Here is a 19,319-nt window from a genome sequence, read left to right on the forward strand (position 1 = left end):
ATGGAACAAAAAGTGATGGGAGCCTTTACGGCTGTTATTTTGGCAATCACCATTTTGATGAGTTGCCTGCTGATTTATGTGCCGAACATGCACATAATCGCTTTAAAAGTGGAGGATGAAAAGCTTTCAGGGGGAAGAATATCTGTTATGGATATGCTGCGCTCCAGCGAGGAAGCTTTGCAGGAAGAAAGTGAGGCTACAAGGGAGTCTGTTTTGAAGGGGCACCAAATCAGATTAACTTTGCCACAAAATGTTACCAGTGCCAGTGTGAGCATTGATAACATCCACGTAGATAAAACTATCGCAATTACGATAAATGGTATCGGAAAAGATTATTTCAGCAATTATCCTATGCGAGGTGCGTCAAATAACATCGTTGATGTAACCTACGACAGTGAAAATCTGGTAGGTGTAATTGAAATCACTATGGATGATGTTTTGGAAGTTCAGATGACTTCTGAAGACGAATACATCTACTTTGACTTTGTAGATCCACATGAGATTTACGATTATGTAGTGGTGGTGGATGCCGGTCATGGTGGAAATGTTCCAGGTGCCACAAAGCAGGGCGTATATGAAAAGGATTTAAATCTGGACATAGTGCTAGAGCTGAAAAAACTATTTGACAGAACTGATAAAAACATTGGCGTTTACTATACACGAACTGACGACACCAATCCGTCCTTTGAAAACAGAGTTGGCCTGGCCAATGATTCAGAGGCAGATTTATTCCTGTCTGTACATAACAATTCAACTGCATCAGGTAGAATGTCTTCTATCAACGGTACAGAAGTTATGTACGAGGGTGGAGATACCACAGGGGAATCAAAGTCATTTTCAACACTTTGCCTTGTGCATCTTTTAAATGAGCTGGGCTCAAAGTCGAAGGGCACGGTAGTAGGCGACGAGGTCTATATTATTAGAATGTCAGAGCCACCAGTTGCACTTGTAGAGGTAGGCTTTATGACAAATCAAAAGGAGTTGGATTTGCTGCAGGATTCTGAATATCAGGCAAAGGCTGCAAAGGCTTTGTACGATGCAGTAATTGAATATTTATATTAATTTGTAGAAGGGAATAATTGTAGTGAAAAGAAAAGTGATTTTTGCAACTGGCAATGCCAACAAAATGCGAGAGATTCGCGAGATTCTTGGAGAGGAGGATTTTGAGATTCTTTCAATGAAGGAAGCTGGCATTGATATTGATATCGTGGAGGATGGTGCCACATTTGAGGAGAATTCCTTAATAAAATCAAGAGCCATTGCAGCAGTAGCAAAGGATGCAATTGTGCTTGCTGATGATAGCGGGCTGGAAATTGATGCGCTTAACAAGGAGCCAGGTATTTATTCTGCCAGATATATGGGCGAGGATACATCTTACGATATTAAGAATGCAAATCTTATAGAGCGCCTGGACGGAGTTGAAAAACAGGATAGAAGCGCTAGATTCGTATGCGCAGTTTCGGCAGTTTTCCCTGACGGTGAGGATGCAGTTGTACGTGGCACAATTGAGGGCTATATCGGCTGGGAGCCAATGGGTACAAATGGATTTGGATACGACCCTATTTTTTATCTTTGGGACAAGGATGTTAGTACAGCAAGTCTTTCTCCAGAGGATAAAAATGCAATAAGCCACAGAGGACAGGCTCTTAGAATGATAAAGGAAGTTATTTATAAGCATGAAAATATTAGTTGTTAGTGATACACATGGCAGATCGGAAAATCTTCGTGACGCCATTCACATAGAAAATCCAGACAGAATCTATCACCTGGGGGATGGACAGGGGGTAGAGGATAATCTTTGGATGATGTCGGAAGCTCCTGCAGAATGTGTCTGTGGAAATTGTGATTGGGGAGTAAATCTCCCAAATGAAGTTGTACTTGAGGTAGGAAAGCATGTGATTATGCTTACTCATGGCCACTATTACGGAGTAAATTATGGCTACGAGAAAATCGCTGAAGCCGCAAGAAATAAAGGCTGTGACATTGTACTTTATGGCCATACTCACGTGCCTACAATCGATCATTACGAGGATTTGATTATAGCAAACCCTGGTAGTATTGCATTCCCACGACAAAATAGTCGTGAACACACTTATATGACAATTATGGTGGATAATGATGGTGAGTTTACTATGAACTTACATTCATTAGAGGAATACGATAGAACACATGGAAATTAAAATTATCATCGATGGAGAAACTCCACAAAAAGAGCATATCTTGATGTCAGACGAACCAATCAAGTTCGTAGACGCAATGGAGCAGCTTGGACTAAGCTTTTATCGCCCATGCGGTGGAATAGGCAAATGTCTGAGTTGCAACATTCAATTTCTTTATGGTGCACCACAGATGACCTCTGCAGATGAAAAGGCTCTGGATTTTTCAGATATGAGAGCCGGCTGGAGAGTAGGCTGTAAGTGCGTTATCACAAAGGATTGCAAAATTCAGGTCCCAGCATCATTGGCAGGTGAAATTACATCAGTTCTTGCAGACGAAGTTGCAGAGGATGAAGCTATTGATAAGAACAATATTGGTATTGCAGTGGATGTAGGCACAACCACTCTTGCCACTGCAATCATCGATTTATCCACAGGAAAGATTCTTCGTCAGCGCAACTGCACCAATTCCCAGGCTAAATTTGGTGCCGATGTTATGAGCAGAGTGAAGGCTGCCATGGATGGCCATGGAGAGGAATTAAAGAATTGTATCCGTCAGGATTTAACTGAGCTTGGAAAAAAAATCCTTGGGGAAGATTTCCTCATGCACAAGATTGTTTTCTGTGGAAATACTGTTATGACACATTTACTGCTGGGGTACACTGTCGATGGTTTGGCTCAGTACCCATTTATTCCATACACACTCGATAGTGTTAGTTTTGTGGAAAAAGGGCGCAATATTTTCTTCATGCCGTCGATAAGTGCCTTTGTTGGAGGAGATATTGTTTCAGGATTGTTCTATTTGGCAATGCAGGCAAAGAAAAATAATAAAGCACAGGATAAATTCCTGCTTGTAGATTTGGGAACAAATGCTGAGCTTGTCTTGTTTGATGGAGATAAATATTGGTGCTCATCTGCGTCTGCAGGCCCTGCTTTAGAAGGTGCTTCTCTTAGTTGTGGCGTAGCTTCTGTGCGCGGTGCAATCAATCATTTGAGCATCAACAAAGGAAAATGCACATATACAACCATCGCCGGAGAGCAGCCTATAGGAATTTGCGGAAGCGGTATTATCGACCTTGTTCATGAGCTTCATCGAAACAAGATAATAGATGATGGTGGATTACTTTTGGATGACTACTGCGAAAGTGGATATCCAGTAGCTCCAGGAGTGGCAATCACTGGAGAGGATATTCAACAGGTACTGCTTGCTAAGTCTGCGGTTCACTCAGCTATTCAGCTTTTAGTGCAGGAGGCTGGATTGACAATGAAGGATATCGACCATCTATATGTGGCAGGAGGCCTAGGCGCATCTGCGAGTGTATGGTCAGCTGCTGATATTGGATTGATTCCAAAGGAACTGGCAGCCAAATATGAATCCGTGGGAAATACTGCATTGCTTGGAGGGATAGAATATATCCTTCATGGTGATGAAGAAATTCTTAATGAGATAAAAGAAAAATCCAAGGTAGTCATTTTAAATGACAACCCTGGATTCGAAAAACTTTTTTTAGAGAATCTAATGCTTAATTAAAGCTGTTCACCATTGAGCATTAAGAGGTCTTCAGGATCAATAGGTACGCAAAGACATTTTTTGCCATCTACATAGGCTGTTGTAACATCAGCAGCCTTTGCTTCTGAGACCTTAACAACGATATCAGCTTCTTTGCCATCTGCTGTTACGCCGCTAACTTCTTTAAGCTGCTTTGTAAGATCTACGACTCTTTCCTTAAGAACATTTTTTTCTACACGAAGCTCGTTATTCTTAAGAGCTTTTTCATCAAGGATTTCTTCTGCAAGTGGAAGAGCCTCCTCAAAATAGTTCTCAAAATTAGCCTGAACCTTTTCAACCTTCATATCTGAAAGACCAGAATCTGTAAGGATATTTGCAACATCCTGTGCCTCAAGAATGATTGGCTCTTCAGGACCGAGACGCTCTGTTTCAACAGTGATGAAATCAGAAAGATTCTGCTGAATATCAAGCTTTGTCTCGATTGTATCTTCTGTTTCTTCTCCAAGAACCTGATTAAGCATATTGTCGAATGCGTTCTTCTTCTGAGTAGAAGTTTTTTTGGTGCCGCAACCGATGCAGTTTTCCCAGAATTCTACGTGAGGCTCCTTTGTATTCTTTGTGTATGCTAAGCAAGCGTGTAAGTCAGTAGTACGCTCTGTAAAGCAAGGGAATGTAAATGCTGTGTCAACAGGACCAACAACCCAATCACGGTCTCTAGCACCGATGCGGTTTTCCTGCTCGCGATATCCAAGGCCTGGCTTAGAAAGCTGTACAGGACAGATAGCGCAGATGATATAGTCGTATACTTCCTCTGACTCATCAAGCTTTAAATCGTCCGATGTCTTAACTGGAATATCGTATGTATCGTGATATAAAAGAATCAAGAAATTTCCAACATAATCATATGATTCAATAATACGATTGTAGTATTCGATAAGGAGCTTCTCGTCCTGAAGACGTGACTCACGAAGTCGCATAAGTAAATCGTGACCGCTTCCTTCAATTTCTGATTCTGGATCAAAAGGAAGCTCTAAAAGATTGTTTCCGATAGTACCGGACATAGCTTTGTTGGCAATTTCAAGGTATTTATGAAATTCCTCATCTTCAAGATTAAGAAAGGTTTCCTTGAAAGTAAGAACCATTTCTTTGTTTGCATCTACATAGCAACCGACCATTTTATCGAAGTTACATGCGTCCTTCTTAAAACGGCGCTTTATTTCATTTACTTCTTTTTTATTCATTTAACTCTAACTCCTGTCTTTAATGTAACGACTCTATTATATGTTTCAAAAAATTAGATAGCAAGACTTGACGTTTTTGATTTGAAGTACCTTTTGCCATATAGGGGTTGACATTGAATTGTCAAATAACTATACTTTACTCAAATAAAGAAGGAGAACAATCATGGCATTTACATCTATGCTTAATAATCTCAATAATAACAATAACAATTCCGTGAATAATAATCAGGGGATTTAATTTTATTGTGTTGATGAGATTTGAAGATTGTTCAAATATGTAAGAATTAGAAGGCCTCATCAAGCACAGCTTGATGGGGCTTAATTTATGCTAAGTCGTAATAAGGAGAAAGAATATGAGCGTTAAAACAACAGACGTAAGAACACTTTCAAGAAATTTCAAAGACTATGATGGCAAGGAAGTTACAGTAGCTGGATGGGTACGTAACATGCGTGATTCAAAGACATTCGGTTTCTTAGTACTTGCAGATGGTACATTTTTCAATCCAGTACAGGTTGTGTTCAATCAGGACAAAATCGACAACTTCGATGAGGTTTGTCATTTAAATGTTGGTGCAGCAGTATACGTAACAGGTACTGTAGTTGTTACACCAGAGGCAAAGCAGCCATTTGAGATTCAGGCAACAAAGGTTGATATCGAAGGAAAGTCTACACCAGATTATCCAATTCAGCCAAAGAGACATACAATGGAATACCTTCGTACACAGACACATCTTCGTCCACGTACAAACACATTCCAGGCAGTATTCAGAGTTCGTTCTCTTTGCGCATACGCTATTCACAAGTTCTTCCAGGAGCGTGATTTCGTATATGTACACACACCACTTATCACAGGCTCTGACTGTGAGGGTGCTGGTGAGATGTTCCAGGTTACAACAATGGACCTTAACAACATTCCTAAGACAGAGGATGGTAAGGTAGATTTCTCACAGGATTTCTTTGGTCATGCTACAAACCTTACAGTTTCAGGCCAGTTAAATGGTGAGACATATGCTCAGGCATTCAAGAACATCTACACATTTGGACCTACATTCCGTGCAGAGAACTCAAACACAACTCGTCACGCAGCAGAGTTCTGGATGATTGAGCCAGAGATTTCATTTGCAGATCTTGAGGATGACATGATTCTTGCAGAGGATATGTTAAAGTACGTTATCAACTACGTTCTTGAGCATGCTCCAGAGGAGATGGAGTTCTTCAACAACTTCATCGACAAGGGACTTCTTGATAGACTTCATCATGTTGCTAATTCTGACTTCGGCCGTATCACATACACAGATGCAGTTGCAGAGCTTGAAAAGCACAACGATGAATTTGATTACAAAGTATCTTGGGGCTGTGATCTTCAGACAGAGCACGAGAGATACCTTACAGAAAAGATTTTTGGCAAGCCAGTATTTGTTACAGATTATCCAAAGGAAATCAAGGCTTTCTATATGAAACTTAACGAAGATGGCAAGACAGTTGCAGCTATGGACTGCCTCGTTCCAGGTATCGGAGAAATCATCGGTGGTTCTCAGCGTGAGGACGACTATGATGTACTTCTTAAGAGAATGCAGGAATGTGGCCTTAAGGAAGAGGACTACCAGTTCTACCTTGACCTTCGTAAATACGGTAGCTCTCGCCATGCCGGCTTCGGACTCGGCTTCGAGCGCTGCGTAATGTACCTCACAGGCATGGGCAACATCCGCGACGTTATCCCATTCCCACGTACCGTAGGTAACTGCGACCTTTAAAAACGTAATGTGACGACCTCGTATTTTTTCATGCTCCCGCAGGGCACCCTCCGCATTACGTCAGTTACGCATACAAGCCTTAGTATTGCTCCGTCGCGAGATTGGCTCCTTGAGCAACACTAAGAGCTAGTCTGCTACTGACTTGCGAATTGTCCCCTGCTCGCGCTTGCCAAGGTTATGTGGTCGTCATGGTATTTAGATGAGTAATCGGCAAAGAAGAATTACATGTCTTTTAAGAGACCTTAAAGTGCCGTCCCTACTTAGATGGTGCTTTAGCAGCATCTTATGTAGGGCAACGAGCACGACAAGAGCGAAAGCGTGTCTCGAAAAGATATGTAAAGCTTCTGAAGCTGATTACGGATTATATGACTAGGAGGAGAATATGAGCAAGATTTACATCCCAGATGGGTATGCTTCGGCACTTGATTTGAAAGAGACACAGATAGCTATTAAGAAGGTGAAGGATTTTTTCCAGGCACAGCTTACTGCAGAGCTTAATTTACATCGTGTAACAGCTCCACTTTTTGTTGAGCCAGAGTCAGGTCTTAACGATAATCTTAATGGCGTTGAGCGTCCAGTTTCGTTCGGTGTAAAAGAGCAGGGCGATAAGGCAGTTGAAGTTGTTCACTCTCTTGCAAAGTGGAAGAGAATGGCCCTTGGTAGATATGGCTTTAATGTAGGCGAAGGCCTCTACACAGATATGAATGCTATCCGTAGGGATGAAGATACTGATAATATTCACTCTATTTACGTAGATCAATGGGATTGGGAGTGCATCATAGAAAAATCAGCTCGTACTGAAGAGACTCTTAAGAAATATGTTAAGAGCGTTTATGCAGCTCTTCGTGTGACTGAGAAATATATTGCCAATGCTTACGATTATGTTCAGTGCATTTTGCCTGAGGAGATTCATTTTATCACTACTCAGGAGCTCGAGGATAGATGGCCAAATCTTACTCCTAGTCAGCGTGAGTATGAAGCAGCTAAGGAATATGGCGCAATCTTCCTTATGAAGATTGGCGATTTACTTAAGTCAGGAGAGAAGCACGATGGTCGTGCACCTGATTACGATGATTGGCAGCTTAACGGAGATATTATTGTTTACTATCCAGTTGATGATATTTCACTTGAGCTTTCATCAATGGGTATTAGAGTAGATGAAGACAGCCTTAAGAGCCAGCTTGAAAAGTCTGGCTGCACAGACAGAGCAGAGCTTCCTTTCCAGAAGGCAATCCTTGATAAAAAGCTTCCATATACAATCGGCGGTGGAATCGGCCAGAGCCGTATCTGTATGTTCTTCTTACGCAAGTGTCACATCGGTGAGGTTCAGTGTTCATTCTGGCCAGAAGAGGACGTAAAATACGCTAGCGAAAAGGGCGTTGTTATCCTGTAGACGGAAATTTTCTCAAGAGTGTCTTTCTATGGCAAACAAAATCCTTTACAATTACAAAAATATATCGTACAATAATCTTCGGCTCTCAGGTAATGGGGGCCGATTTTTGCGAAAACAATATTTTTTATGTAATCCTTTACTTTAAGACTTTAGTGTGCTACAGTAATAGTGTAGTAAGTATAGTCTTATAGGCGGGGATTTTACAGGAGTAGTTATAAAAATGAATAAAAAATTAGAAACAGCAGAAATGGATGAGCTTCTTAGAGCTATACTCAGTCTTGAGACAGTTGAAGAAGCGTATGAATTTTTTGAGGATTTATGTACTGTAAATGAGATGGTAGCTATGAAGCAGCGTTTCGAAGTTGCTAAGATGCTCAGAGAGGAAAGAACATATCAGGATATCGCAGATGAAACGGGTGCTAGTTCCGCAACTATCAGTCGTGTTAATCGTGCACTTAATTATGGAAATGATGGATATGATTTGGTCCTCAAAAGAATTGGCCAGTAAATTTAGTAATACTAGGGAGTCAGGATATTGTCCTGACTCCTTTTTTTGATTATTATAAACATATAACAGGAGGAGACAAAAATGGGGAATAATGTAAAGATTACGTCGGAGTTTTGGGGAAGGTACAGAAATCTGGTTCGTACCGAAATGATTCCATTTCAATGGAATGTTCTCAATGATGTGGCAGGAATTAAAATTGAAAAAGAGCGTTTGAACGACGACGGAATACCTAGCGAAAAGAGTCATGCAATGGAGAATTTCAGAATCGCTGCAGGTAGAGCAAAAGGCACTCACTATGGTTGGACGTTCCAGGATAGTGATGTTTATAAATGGCTTGAGGCGGTAGCATATTCTCTTAGGGAAAAGATGGACCCTGAGCTAGAAAAGAAGGCGCTTGAGGTAATAGATTTAATTGCTGATGCCCAGGAAGAGGATGGTTATTTGGATACATTTTATTCAATCCTTGGTATCCAATATCGCTATCAGAGTTTGGCTGGGAGCCATGAGCTGTATTGCATGGGACATTTTATTGAGGCTGCAGTAGCGTATTATGTTGCTACAGGAAATGAGAAGGTGTTGTCTGTGGCAAAGAAGGCAGCGGACAATATTGATGACAATTTCGGACCAGAGGATGGAAAAATCCATGGGTATGATGGACATGAGGAAATTGAAATTGGTCTTTTAAGATTGTTTCATGTTACAGGAGAAAATAGATATTTAAATCTTGCAAAATACTTTTTAATGGAAAGAGGAAAGCATCCTGATTTCTTTAGAGAACAAGCTGCAAAATACGAAGGACCTAATGCCTTAAACGGAATTGAAAAATCACCAGATACATATTTTCAGAACCATAAGCCTATATTGCAGCAGGATACAGCAGAAGGTCATGCAGTGCGCGTAGTATACATGTGTACTGCATTGGCAGATTTGGCAGCTACTACTGGCGATGCAGAGATTTATGAGGCATGTAAAAAGCTTTGGAACAATATTACTTCAAGAAGAATGTTTATTACCGGCGGTATTGGCTCAACTTTCCACGGCGAATCATTTACTCTTGATTATGATTTGCCAAATGACACTATGTACTGTGAAACTTGTGCTGCAATAGGTTTAATATTCTTTGCAAGACAGATGCTTAGAATAGAACCTAAGGCAGAATATGCAGAGGTAATGGAACGAGCTCTTTATAACTGCGCTCTGGCTGGAATGGCTTTGGATGGCAAGCATTTCTTCTACGTAAATCCGTTGGAGGTAAATCCTGCTAAATCTTTAAAAGACCCAGGAAAGAGCCACGTAAAGCCGGTACGCCCATCATGGCTAGGCTGTGCATGCTGCCCACCAAACTTGGCCCGTATGATAACATCTCTGGACGACTATGTATACACGATATCAGACGATACTATTTTGATTAACCATTACATCGATTCAGATTCAACATTAGATTTGAAAGACGGCATTGTAACAATAAAACAGAACACAGAGTATCCTTGGGATGAAAAGGATATTATTGCTATCAAAAATGAAACAGAATCTGTAGTACGAATTGGAATTAGAATCCCTGCATGGTCCTCTGAAGCATCATTAAAGATTAATGGAAAAGTTTCAGAGATTTCAAAGGAAGATGGCTACCATTATGTGGAATTGTCAGCTGGTGATTCAATGGATGTAGAGTTGATATTCCCTATGGAGGTAAAGAGAAACTATTGTAACCCGCTAGTTTCAGAGGACATTGGAAAAGTTGCTATCTCCAGAGGACCTTTCGTTTACTGCTTGGAAGGTGTTGATAATGGAACATCACTAAATTGTCTGCGTTTGCCAGAGGATGCTTCCTTTGAATACCAGTACAATGGCGATTTATTAAATGGCGTAGGAGTTATTAAGACCGTTGGGAAGCGTGTGGAGCTTTCAAAATCCAGTGATCTTTACACAAATATCAGACCAGAAGAGCAGGATGCTTCACTTACATTCATTCCATATTATGCTTGGGCGAATCGTGGAGAAAACGAAATGGAAGTGTGGATAAGAGAGTAAGTCGGAAAGACAAAGATAGTTTTTTATGATAAGATATAAGATGTAGTTTTTGAGACTACATCTTATTTTTTTATTGAAACATGTTGTAGCGTCAAGGAGGAAATATGGACACCAAAAAGAGACTTAATGAAATATTACATCAACTTGCTGAGATAGATTATGTTCATCCAGAAGATATTCCAAATATTGATTTATATATGGATCAGGTGCTCACTTTCTTGGATCAGGAGCTTGGAACTGTCCGTGAAGCCACAGAAGACAAGGCTATGACAAAGACCATGATTAACAACTACACCAAGAATCAGATTTTACCATCTCCAGAAAAAAAGAAATATTCTAGGGATCATATGCTAAATCTGATATTCATATATTATCTGAAAAACTTCCTTTCTATGAAGGATATCAAAAGCATTCTTGACCCAATCAATGAGCGCTATTTCGGTGCAAAGGAGGGACTGGGCTTCTTTGATATTTATTCAGCTATGGTAGGGTATGAGAGTAAAGTTGCCAGGGATGTTACGAAGGATATTATCCGCAAATACAATCTCAGTAAGGAAGCCTTTGCTGATCAGGATGATGATTCACGTCAGGATTTGCAGGAATTCACATTCATCTGCGAGCTTGCTTTCGATGTCTTTGTAAAGAAGATGATGATTGAGCAATACCTTGCTGAAAGAGACAGCAAGACACAAACAAAAGAGGAAAGTTCTCAAGAAAATCCAATGTAATCTTTTGGATTATATAGATAGAATAGTTCTGATGTGATAGAATAAATCAGAACAAATTTTCGAAAATATATCATGCAATAAAGGATATTTTATGTTATGGATTTAAGTATGTTAAACGACAAGCAGCGTGAGGGCGTTGAGACTATCAATGGCCCTGTTCTTATTTTGGCTGGCGCTGGCTCAGGCAAAACAAGAGTACTTACACACCGCGTTGCTTATTTAATAGAGCAGGGGGTTATGCCATACAATATCATGGCTATCACCTTTACTAACAAAGCTGCAAGGGAAATGAGGGAGCGTATTGATAATATCGTCGGCTTTGGCTCAGACGGTGTTTGGGTGGCCACTTTCCATGCCAGCTGTGTTCGTATTCTTCGCAGGTTCTGTGAGAATCTCGGCCAGGGATACACTAGCAATTTCACAATTTACGATACAGACGATTGCAAGACTTTGATGAAGGAAGTATGCAAGTATCTCCAGATTGATACAAAGCAGTTTAAGGAACGCACTTTTTTAAATGTCATTTCCGATGCTAAAAACAAGCTCATCAGTCCAGAGGAATTCACAAACCGTGCCATGGGAGATTTCAATATGTCACGTCAGGCCACAGTTTATCGTGAGTATCAGGCTCGTCTTCGTCAGAACAATGCTTTCGATTTCGATGATCTTATCATGAAGACTGTAGAGCTTCTTCGTTTGGATGGGGATGTTCGTGCATATTATAATGACAAATTCAAATACATCATGGTTGACGAGTATCAGGATACCAATGCAGCTCAGTTCGAGTTGGTTCGCCTTCTTATCGGTGGTCAGCAGAATCTTTGCGTAGTTGGTGATGACGACCAGTCTATCTACAAGTTCCGTGGTGCAGATATTTACAATATTTTGAATTTTGAGCAGCACTTCCCAAGTGCTCATGTCATAAAGCTTGAACAAAACTATCGAAGCACTGGAAATATTTTGAATGCTGCTAATGCGGTCATTGCTAATAATGAAGGCCGTAAGGAAAAGGCTCTCTGGACAGAGGCAGAGGACGGAGACAAAATCCAGTTCCAGCAGTTTGATAGTGCATATGAGGAAGCCAGCTACATCGCTAGTAACATTGGCTCAGTTGTTCGCAGAGGAGAGGCAGATTATCGTGATTGTGCCGTACTTTATCGTACAAATGCTCAGTCACGTCTTATAGAAGAAAAAATGATTTACGAGGGCATCCCATACAAAATCGTTGGTGGTGTAAACTTCTACAGCCGTAAGGAAATCAAGGATGTTCTCGCTTACTTAAAGACAGTTGATAATGGTAATGATGATATTGCAGTTCAGCGTATTATCAATATTCCAAAACGAGGAATTGGAGCTACCACTATCACAAAGGTTTCAGACTATGCTAGGGAGCATGGCTTGAATTTCTACGAAGCATTATTACATGCAAACGATATTCCATCTATTGGAAAGGCTGCTAGCAAGATAAAGGGCTTCACAGACCTTATTGAAAAGCTTAAGAAAATCGCCGTTGAGGAGTCAGTATCTGCATTGGTAGAGGAAATCCTTGATCAGACAGATTATGTTGCAGAGCTAAAGGCAGAGGGAACAGACGAGGCAAAGGCTCGTATCGAAAATATCGACGAGTTACTTACAAAGGCAGTTGCTTATGAAAAGGATGCTAGGGATGATGGTGAGGAGCCTTCACTTTCGGGATTCTTAGAGGATGTTGCCCTTGTCGCAGATATAGATAGCTACGAGGAGAGCGACAACTACGTTGTACTTATGACTCTTCATGGAGCAAAGGGATTGGAGTTCCCATATGTATACATGGCCGGCATGGAGGATGGATTATTCCCAGGGCAGGCAGCTATTTTTGACGGTGGCGGAGCTGATTCTGAACTTGAGGAAGAGCGCCGTTTGGCATACGTAGGTATCACACGTGCCAAGGAACACCTTACAATGACAAGCGCTCGCATGCGTATGATTCGTGGTGAGACTCAGTTTCATAAGATTTCCAGATTCGTTAAGGAAATCCCTAATGAACTTGTTAAGGGCAACCTTTGGGAGCCAAAGCCAATGGATGACTACTCTAGCACTCCAATCGGAGAGTATTCAGTATATCAGCGTCCTACAGGCAAGGGACCTACTATAGCTACAAGCTACGGTTCTAGAAACGAATCAGTTAGAAATACATACAGTTCTAACGTATATACGGTAGGAAGCTCTACCACAGCTGTTGCCAATAAAAATGGCACTAAAATCGAAAAGACAACATTGGATTATGGCATAGGCGATAGAGTAAGCCATATCAAATTTAAGGAAGGTACAGTAAAGGATATCATCGATGAAGGCCGTGACTACGAGGTTACAGTCGACTTCGATGGCGTAGGCATCAAGAAAATGTTTGCATCCTTTGCAAAATTAAAGAAAGTATGAAACGTGGAGAAATAGTACAGGGAAAGGTTGTAAAAGTATCTTTTCCAAACAAAGGAATAATGGAGACTGCAGAAGGTGACAAGCTCAGAGTTAAGGGCGTGTTGCCTGGTCAGACTGTGTCAGTTCGTGTAAAGAAATCATCAAAGGAAAAGGCACAGGGAAATCTTCTTTCAGTGGATGTGCCATCACCACTTGAAATGGACACACCAGCATGCGTTCACTTTGGCAAATGTGGTGGTTGTACTTATCAGTCGCTTTCATATGAAAATCAGCTTTCCATCAAAGAAGGCATGATTCATGATTTGATGGCACCAGTTATTGGCGAGGATGTTTGGACAGCCACTTACGAAGGTATCAAATCCAGCCCAAAGCAGTTTGAATACCGCAATAAAATGGAGTTCTCATTTGGTGATGAGGTAAAGGACGGTCCCCTTACTCTTGGTATGCACAAAAAGGGTAGCTTTTACGATGTTGTCACAGTAGACGGATGTCAGATTATCGATGCAGATATGCGCCGAGTTCTTACCATGACTTTGGATTATTTTACAAAGGCAGGACAGCCATATTATCGCAAGAACACTCATGAAGGATATCTTCGTCATTTGCTTGTCCGTAAGGCAGCCAAAACAGGGGAAATCCTAATAGACTTAGTTACAAGCACACAGATATCATCTCTCTACGAGATTGCTCTTTTAGCAGGCTGGAAGGACGCTCTTGTAAGTTGCACTGATTGGGACGGCAAAATCGCTGGAATCCTTCACACAAAGAATGATAGAGAAGCAGATGTAGTTGCAGATGAAGGTACTGAAATCCTTTACGGCCAGAGCTGGTTCAAGGAGGAGTTACTTGGTCTTTCATTTACCATCACACCATTCTCATTCTTCCAAACAAATTCACTGGGAGCAGAGGTGCTTTACAGCACAGCTCGTGATTTCATATCTACAGGCGTTGATGGAGCAGAGGTTTACGATCTGTATTCAGGCACAGGCACAATCGCTCAGGTTATCGCACCTGCAGCAAAGCATGTAACTGGTGTGGAAATCATCGCAGAGGCAGTTGAGGCTGCCAAAGAAAACGCAAAGCTCAATGGCCTTGAAAACTGCGATTTCATCGCAGGCGATGTACTGAAGGTTCTTGATGACATCACAGAAAAGCCAGACTACATTATCCTGGATCCACCTCGTGATGGTATCCATCCAAAGGCTCTCGATAAAATCATCGACTACGGTGTAGATAGCCTTGTTTACATCTCATGCAAGCCTACAAGCCTTGCCCGTGACCTTGAGGTATTCTTGGCCCGTGGCTACAAAGTAACACGCCTTGCATGTGTAGATATGTTCCCTGGAACTTATCATGTAGAGACGGTGGCAAAAATTGATAGGATATAGGAACTAAATACAGTATAAAATCAGCTTCCGAACTTGAAAAAGTTTGGGAGCTTTTTTTGAATGCTTCCAAGGTGTGGGAGTAGATTTTATGTATTCAATGATTTTAAAGTATAGCGATAAGGTTGATTTTGATAGCTTACCTAATCCAGAGGTTCATTTTCTTATGTGGGATATAAGAACGTTTATTAAGCTTTCGGCAGAGAAACGTAAGGAAAAAGATTTGTTTGATATTGAATACGTTTTGTTTACATGATAACATATTCGTGTAAACGAAATTGATAGAATTCGGAAAGGCGGACAGCTGTTATGACAATAACTGAAAGAATATTTTTTCTTATAAAAGAGCGTGGATTAAGTCAGAATGCATTTGGCAAAGCTGCGGGGATAGCACCTAGCACAATCAGTGATTGGAAGAGAAAAGGGCATAATCCTTCCGCTGATAAGATAGTGGATATCTGTAAAGCGCTTGATGTAACACCAGAACAGCTTCTTACTGGAAAGGATATAGATGAAAACTATATAGATGAAAACTATATAGAGCCTACTGCTGATTATGTGGCTAGAAAACAGGATGAGGAGCTTTTAATTGAAATTAATAGCCTTAAGAAGGATCAAAAGAAAAGATTGAAGGCTTATGTAAAAGCACTGAAGCAACTTGAGGAGTTGGAAGATATATAGAAATAAAGAAAGGAACTTGAGGTCGAAAATTTCGACCTCAAGATTTTAAAAAGAATATGGCTGGAAAAAAGAAGGAAGATTTGCTCCCAGATTTATCGAATAATATTTTTATAATTTCAGAAGAAACAATTCGTGAACGCACATATATTGTCAGAAATCAAAAGGTTATGCTTGATTTTGATTTGGCTGAAATATATGGCTATGAAACAAAAAACCTCAATAGACAAGTGAAGAACAATATTAAAAAATTTTTGGGCGAAGACTTTATGTTTGAACTGACTGACGAGGAAGTGGAAGAACTTTCAAGGTGCAAAAATTTCACCTTGAAAGATGAAGAAAATGGAAGAGGTAAAAATATTAAATATAATCCACATGCATTTACTGAACAAGGCATATATATGCTTATGACGGTATTAAGAGGTGAACTCGCGATTAAGCAAAGTAGAGCATTGGTAAGAACGTTTAAAAAGATGAAAGATTACATTGTTTCTAATGAAATGCTTCCATCTAACAGACAGATGCTACAGTTATCTATGCAAGTGACAAATACGACTCAAAGTATAGCAGAAATAAAGAAAAGCCTAAATCAAGTTGAAGATGATATTGCTATTGCTATGGGAGAATTATCAGATGTCGTCCGTAAATCTGAGCTAGCAGAAATCTTTGAGAATTTTAGTGAAGCTAATGCGTGTCGTGGATACTTATTTTTTAATGGTCAAATTTTTGATTCGGATGTAGCATACGCAGAAATATATTTACAGGCGAGTAGTTCTATTTATGTTGTTGATAATTATATTAGTACAAAAACGCTACAACTGCTAACACACGCAAGAGATGGAGTAGAAATTAAAATATATAGTGATAATTTAATGAAGGGCCTATCAGCTACTGAATACACAGATTTTAGAAAGCAGTATTCGGAACTAAAAATTGAATTGTATGAATCTGGAGGAGTATTTCATGACAGATACATTATTCTTGATTATGGAACGGATAATATGAAGATTTATCTTTGTGGATCATCATCTAAAGATTCAGGAGCAAGAATAACGACTATTCTTGAAGATCAAGATATAGAAAAGTATAAAAATCTTTTAGAGATATTAAAAGGCAATGGGAAATTGAAATTGTAGTGATACGGGGGTAATTATGAAAGAGGAGAAAAAGTGTTAAAATATTTGGCAAAGGTGGTGGAAATATGAGGAAGGTGTACTTGGATAATATTCGCTGGATAACAGTAGTGTTGGTAGTTATCTATCATGTAATCTACATATTTAACGGTGTAACCGGGCATGGCATCATCGGACCTTTCAGTAAACATCAGCCCCAGGATACATATCAGTACATTGTATATCCTTAGTTCATGTTACTTCTGTTTGTGGTATCCGGCATGTCAGCCCGCTATGAACTAACTAAACGAACAGAAAAGGAATTCATCAGAGTAAGGACGAGAAAATATCTTGTGCCATCAACAATCGGTCTTCTGGTTTTCGGCTGGGTTCTTGGTTACTACAATATGCTGATTTCCGGTGCATTTGATTCTATGGGCAATGTACCGGGGCCAATCCTTTTCCTCATAATGGCAGTCAGCGGCACAGGCCCTCTGTGGTACATACAGATGCTATGGCTCTTTAGCCTGATGCTGGTACTGATCAGAAGGATTGAAAAAGACAGATTCTATAATGTCTGCGGCAAAGCCAATCTTTTGATACTTATACTTCTTGTCATACCCGTATTCGGAGCGGCGCAGATACTTAACACACCGATAATAGTGGTATACAGATTCGGTATCTATGGACTGGGTTTTTTGATCGGCTACTTTGTACTGTCCCATGAGGTCGTGGTGAATCGACTTGGCAAAAGTTGGCTGTTATTGAGCGTCCTTGCTCTCGCATCCTGCATAGCTTTCGTGATTTTATATATAGGTCAGTCTTATCCGGATCATGTGGTTCTGGATACAATCATGTGCAATGTATATGCATGGTTTGGAACTCTCGGTATACTTGCCTTCATGAAAAAATGGGGGAATTTCACGAATGCTTTCTCAAAGTGGATGTGCCGAAAATCATGGGGCCTCTACGTATTCCATTATCTGATGATAGCGGTCAGCGGATGGTATCTGCATACATTATGTCCGTTCTTTGCCCCTGTTATCGTATACCTGTTGGTTGCAATAGCAGCATTCGCAGGCTCCTACTTTCTGTATGAAATCATGAGCCGCATACCTTTCATAAGGTGGTGTGTTCTGGGAATAAAAAAGGAGAAGAAAGAATAATGTACGTTTAAGCTTCGGTGAAAGTGCCGGAGCTTTTTTGATTCAAACATTAAATTAATCCAGCAAATACAGTGGCAAACACAACTGTAAGGATGCCGGCAACGGCGATTGAAAGAGAACTCATAGCTCCTTCGATTTCACCGATTTCCATGGCCTTTGCAGTACCGATTGCGTGGGCTGCAGTGCCGAGGGCTAACCCCTTAGAGATTGGCTCATGGATTCTAAACAGCTTGCAAATGAATTCACCAAGAATATTTCCGATTACTCCGGTGATAACAATTACTGCAACGGTGATTGTTACATATCCACCAAGCTCTTCTGAAACACCCATGCCGATAGCAGTGGTGATTGATTTTGGAAGAAGTGTAACGTAGTTCTCATGGGAAAGTCCCATAAGCTTTGCTAATACAAATACTGTGACAAGGCTAGTAAGAACACCGGCTGTTATACCAAGCATTACGGCCTTGGCATTCTTCTTGAGAAGCTCAAATTCTTCATATAGTGGAATAGCAAGGCATACTGTTGAAGGTGTTAAAAGCCAGCTTAAATACTTGGCTCCTTCATTGTATGTTTCGTAGCTGATGCCACATGTACATAAGAAAATGATTGTAAATATGATAGATATCAGAAGAGGATTAAAGAATCCAAATCCAAATTTCTTTTTTAACCATGCACCTAAGCCATAGGAAACGAGGCTGATTGTTACTCCAGCGTATGCGCTGGTCGCCATAAACTCTGTCATTATGCTTCCTCCTTCTTTCCCATGCGAATAATTCCCTGTGATACTAATCCTGTAGCAGCCATTACTGTAAAGATTGTGATAACAGTAATTACTGAAACTGGTACGAGAACAGGCTCAAGTACGTTCCAAGATGACATAAGACCAACTCCTGCTGGGATAAACATAACAGGCATAATTTCAATCAGGAATTTTCCTGATTCTTTAACCTGGTCAAGCTTGAGAATTCCTGTGAGAAGAAAAATAAACATAAAGACCATGCCATAAATGCTTGCAGGTATAGGAAGTGGGAGAACTGCTTTGCAAATCTCTCCAAGAAGTGAAACTGCAAGAATGATTAAGAATTGTTTCAAATATTTCATTGGTATACCTCAATATAACTTAAAAGTTCTTACACATTATACTCTATGTTTTGAAAGAAACAAGACTAACTATTAAAGAAAGTCAATAAAAATGTTTTAAAACAGAAATGTTTTGAATATAGCGGCGGTGACTATATC

At 40.3% G+C, this 19,319-nt stretch carries 19 protein-coding genes; 16 read left to right on the forward strand and 3 right to left on the reverse strand.

Features of this window, described 5'->3' with window-relative positions; all coding sequences use genetic code 11:
- The 4 genes from E7274_RS09790 to E7274_RS09805 are packed head-to-tail and all read left to right on the forward strand — an operon-like array spanning position 1 to position 3,687.
- Entirely contained in the window at positions 1-1,062 is a 1,062-nt protein-coding gene (locus E7274_RS09790) for an N-acetylmuramoyl-L-alanine amidase family protein (RefSeq protein ID WP_304175607.1), read from the forward strand.
- A 22-nt stretch (positions 1,063-1,084) separates the two neighbouring features.
- Positions 1,085-1,696 (forward strand): RdgB/HAM1 family non-canonical purine NTP pyrophosphatase, encoded by a 612-nt coding sequence (rdgB, locus tag E7274_RS09795; protein WP_033153331.1) that lies wholly within the window; start codon positions 1,085-1,087, stop codon positions 1,694-1,696.
- Entirely contained in the window at positions 1,677-2,180 is a 504-nt protein-coding gene (locus tag E7274_RS09800; protein WP_304175608.1) for a metallophosphoesterase family protein, read from the forward strand. Before rdgB ends, E7274_RS09800 begins: the two co-directional genes overlap by 20 nt.
- Positions 2,170-3,687 (forward strand): ASKHA domain-containing protein, encoded by a 1,518-nt coding sequence (locus E7274_RS09805; protein WP_304175610.1) that lies wholly within the window; start codon positions 2,170-2,172, stop codon positions 3,685-3,687. Before E7274_RS09800 ends, E7274_RS09805 begins: the two co-directional genes overlap by 11 nt.
- On the opposite strand, the gene E7274_RS09810 is transcribed toward E7274_RS09805, so the two are convergent.
- Entirely contained in the window at positions 3,684-4,907 is a 1,224-nt protein-coding gene (locus E7274_RS09810) for a DUF4317 domain-containing protein (RefSeq protein ID WP_304175612.1), read from the reverse strand. The genes E7274_RS09805 and E7274_RS09810 overlap by 4 nt on opposite strands.
- A 353-nt stretch (positions 4,908-5,260) precedes the next feature.
- On the opposite strand from E7274_RS09810, the gene asnS reads away from it, so the two are divergent.
- The 12 genes from asnS to E7274_RS09870 all read left to right on the forward strand — a co-directional run bounded on the left by asnS (position 5,261) and on the right by E7274_RS09870 (position 18,080).
- The gene (gene asnS / locus E7274_RS09815) at positions 5,261-6,661 is read left to right on the forward strand and encodes an asparagine--tRNA ligase (protein WP_033153339.1); all 1,401 of its coding nucleotides are present in this window, start codon (positions 5,261-5,263) and stop codon (positions 6,659-6,661) included.
- Between the two features lie 382 nt (positions 6,662-7,043).
- A complete protein-coding gene (asnA, locus tag E7274_RS09820) occupies positions 7,044-8,054 on the forward strand; it encodes an aspartate--ammonia ligase (protein WP_304175614.1) in 1,011 nt (336 codons plus the stop codon).
- A gap of 220 nt (positions 8,055-8,274) precedes the next feature.
- Complete coding sequence (locus tag E7274_RS09825) at positions 8,275-8,562, forward strand: YerC/YecD family TrpR-related protein (protein WP_033153343.1); 288 nt, start codon at positions 8,275-8,277, stop codon at positions 8,560-8,562.
- Positions 8,563-8,643: 81 nt separating this feature from the next.
- Positions 8,644-10,593 (forward strand): glycoside hydrolase family 127 protein, encoded by a 1,950-nt coding sequence (locus E7274_RS09830; protein ID WP_304175616.1) that lies wholly within the window; start codon positions 8,644-8,646, stop codon positions 10,591-10,593.
- A gap of 104 nt (positions 10,594-10,697) precedes the next feature.
- Positions 10,698-11,321 (forward strand): DUF1836 domain-containing protein, encoded by a 624-nt coding sequence (locus E7274_RS09835; protein WP_304175618.1) that lies wholly within the window; start codon positions 10,698-10,700, stop codon positions 11,319-11,321.
- Between the two features lie 96 nt (positions 11,322-11,417).
- Positions 11,418-13,739 (forward strand): ATP-dependent helicase, encoded by a 2,322-nt coding sequence (locus E7274_RS09840; RefSeq protein ID WP_304175620.1) that lies wholly within the window; start codon positions 11,418-11,420, stop codon positions 13,737-13,739.
- On the forward strand, positions 13,736-15,127 hold the full coding sequence (gene rlmD, locus E7274_RS09845; RefSeq protein WP_304175622.1) for a 23S rRNA (uracil(1939)-C(5))-methyltransferase RlmD: 1,392 nt from the start codon (positions 13,736-13,738) through the stop codon (positions 15,125-15,127). Before E7274_RS09840 ends, rlmD begins: the two co-directional genes overlap by 4 nt.
- Positions 15,128-15,215: 88 nt before the next feature.
- The gene (locus E7274_RS09850; RefSeq protein WP_304175624.1) at positions 15,216-15,380 is read left to right on the forward strand and encodes a hypothetical protein; all 165 of its coding nucleotides are present in this window, start codon (positions 15,216-15,218) and stop codon (positions 15,378-15,380) included.
- 53 nt (positions 15,381-15,433) lie between these two features.
- Complete coding sequence (locus E7274_RS09855; protein WP_304175626.1) at positions 15,434-15,805, forward strand: helix-turn-helix domain-containing protein; 372 nt, start codon at positions 15,434-15,436, stop codon at positions 15,803-15,805.
- 56 nt (positions 15,806-15,861) lie between these two features.
- A complete protein-coding gene (locus tag E7274_RS09860) occupies positions 15,862-16,938 on the forward strand; it encodes an ORF6N domain-containing protein (RefSeq protein WP_074788639.1) in 1,077 nt (358 codons plus the stop codon).
- Positions 16,939-17,003: 65 nt separating this feature from the next.
- Positions 17,004-17,165: a hypothetical protein gene (locus E7274_RS09865; protein ID WP_304175628.1), complete on the forward strand. Its 162-nt coding sequence runs from the start codon at positions 17,004-17,006 to the stop codon at positions 17,163-17,165.
- Between the two features lie 3 nt (positions 17,166-17,168).
- Positions 17,169-18,080 carry an acyltransferase family protein gene (locus tag E7274_RS09870; protein ID WP_304175629.1) on the forward strand — a complete coding sequence of 304 codons (912 nt, stop codon included), beginning with the start codon at positions 17,169-17,171 and terminating at the stop codon, positions 18,078-18,080.
- A 49-nt stretch (positions 18,081-18,129) separates the two neighbouring features.
- Here the strand turns inward: E7274_RS09870 and E7274_RS09875 are convergent, their stop codons facing one another.
- Together E7274_RS09875 and E7274_RS09880 are read right to left on the reverse strand one after the other, a co-directional pair.
- Positions 18,130-18,822, reverse strand: coding sequence for an LrgB family protein (locus E7274_RS09875; protein WP_304175631.1), 693 nt, complete (start codon positions 18,820-18,822; stop codon positions 18,130-18,132).
- Entirely contained in the window at positions 18,822-19,181 is a 360-nt protein-coding gene (locus E7274_RS09880) for a CidA/LrgA family protein (RefSeq protein ID WP_304175633.1), read from the reverse strand. The genes E7274_RS09875 and E7274_RS09880 overlap by 1 nt, the downstream gene beginning before the upstream one ends.
- Between the last annotated feature and the right edge of the window lie 138 nt (positions 19,182-19,319).

Origin of the sequence: Pseudobutyrivibrio ruminis (assembly GCF_015057245.1) — a bacterium.
GTDB lineage: Bacteria > Bacillota > Clostridia > Lachnospirales > Lachnospiraceae > Pseudobutyrivibrio > Pseudobutyrivibrio ruminis_E.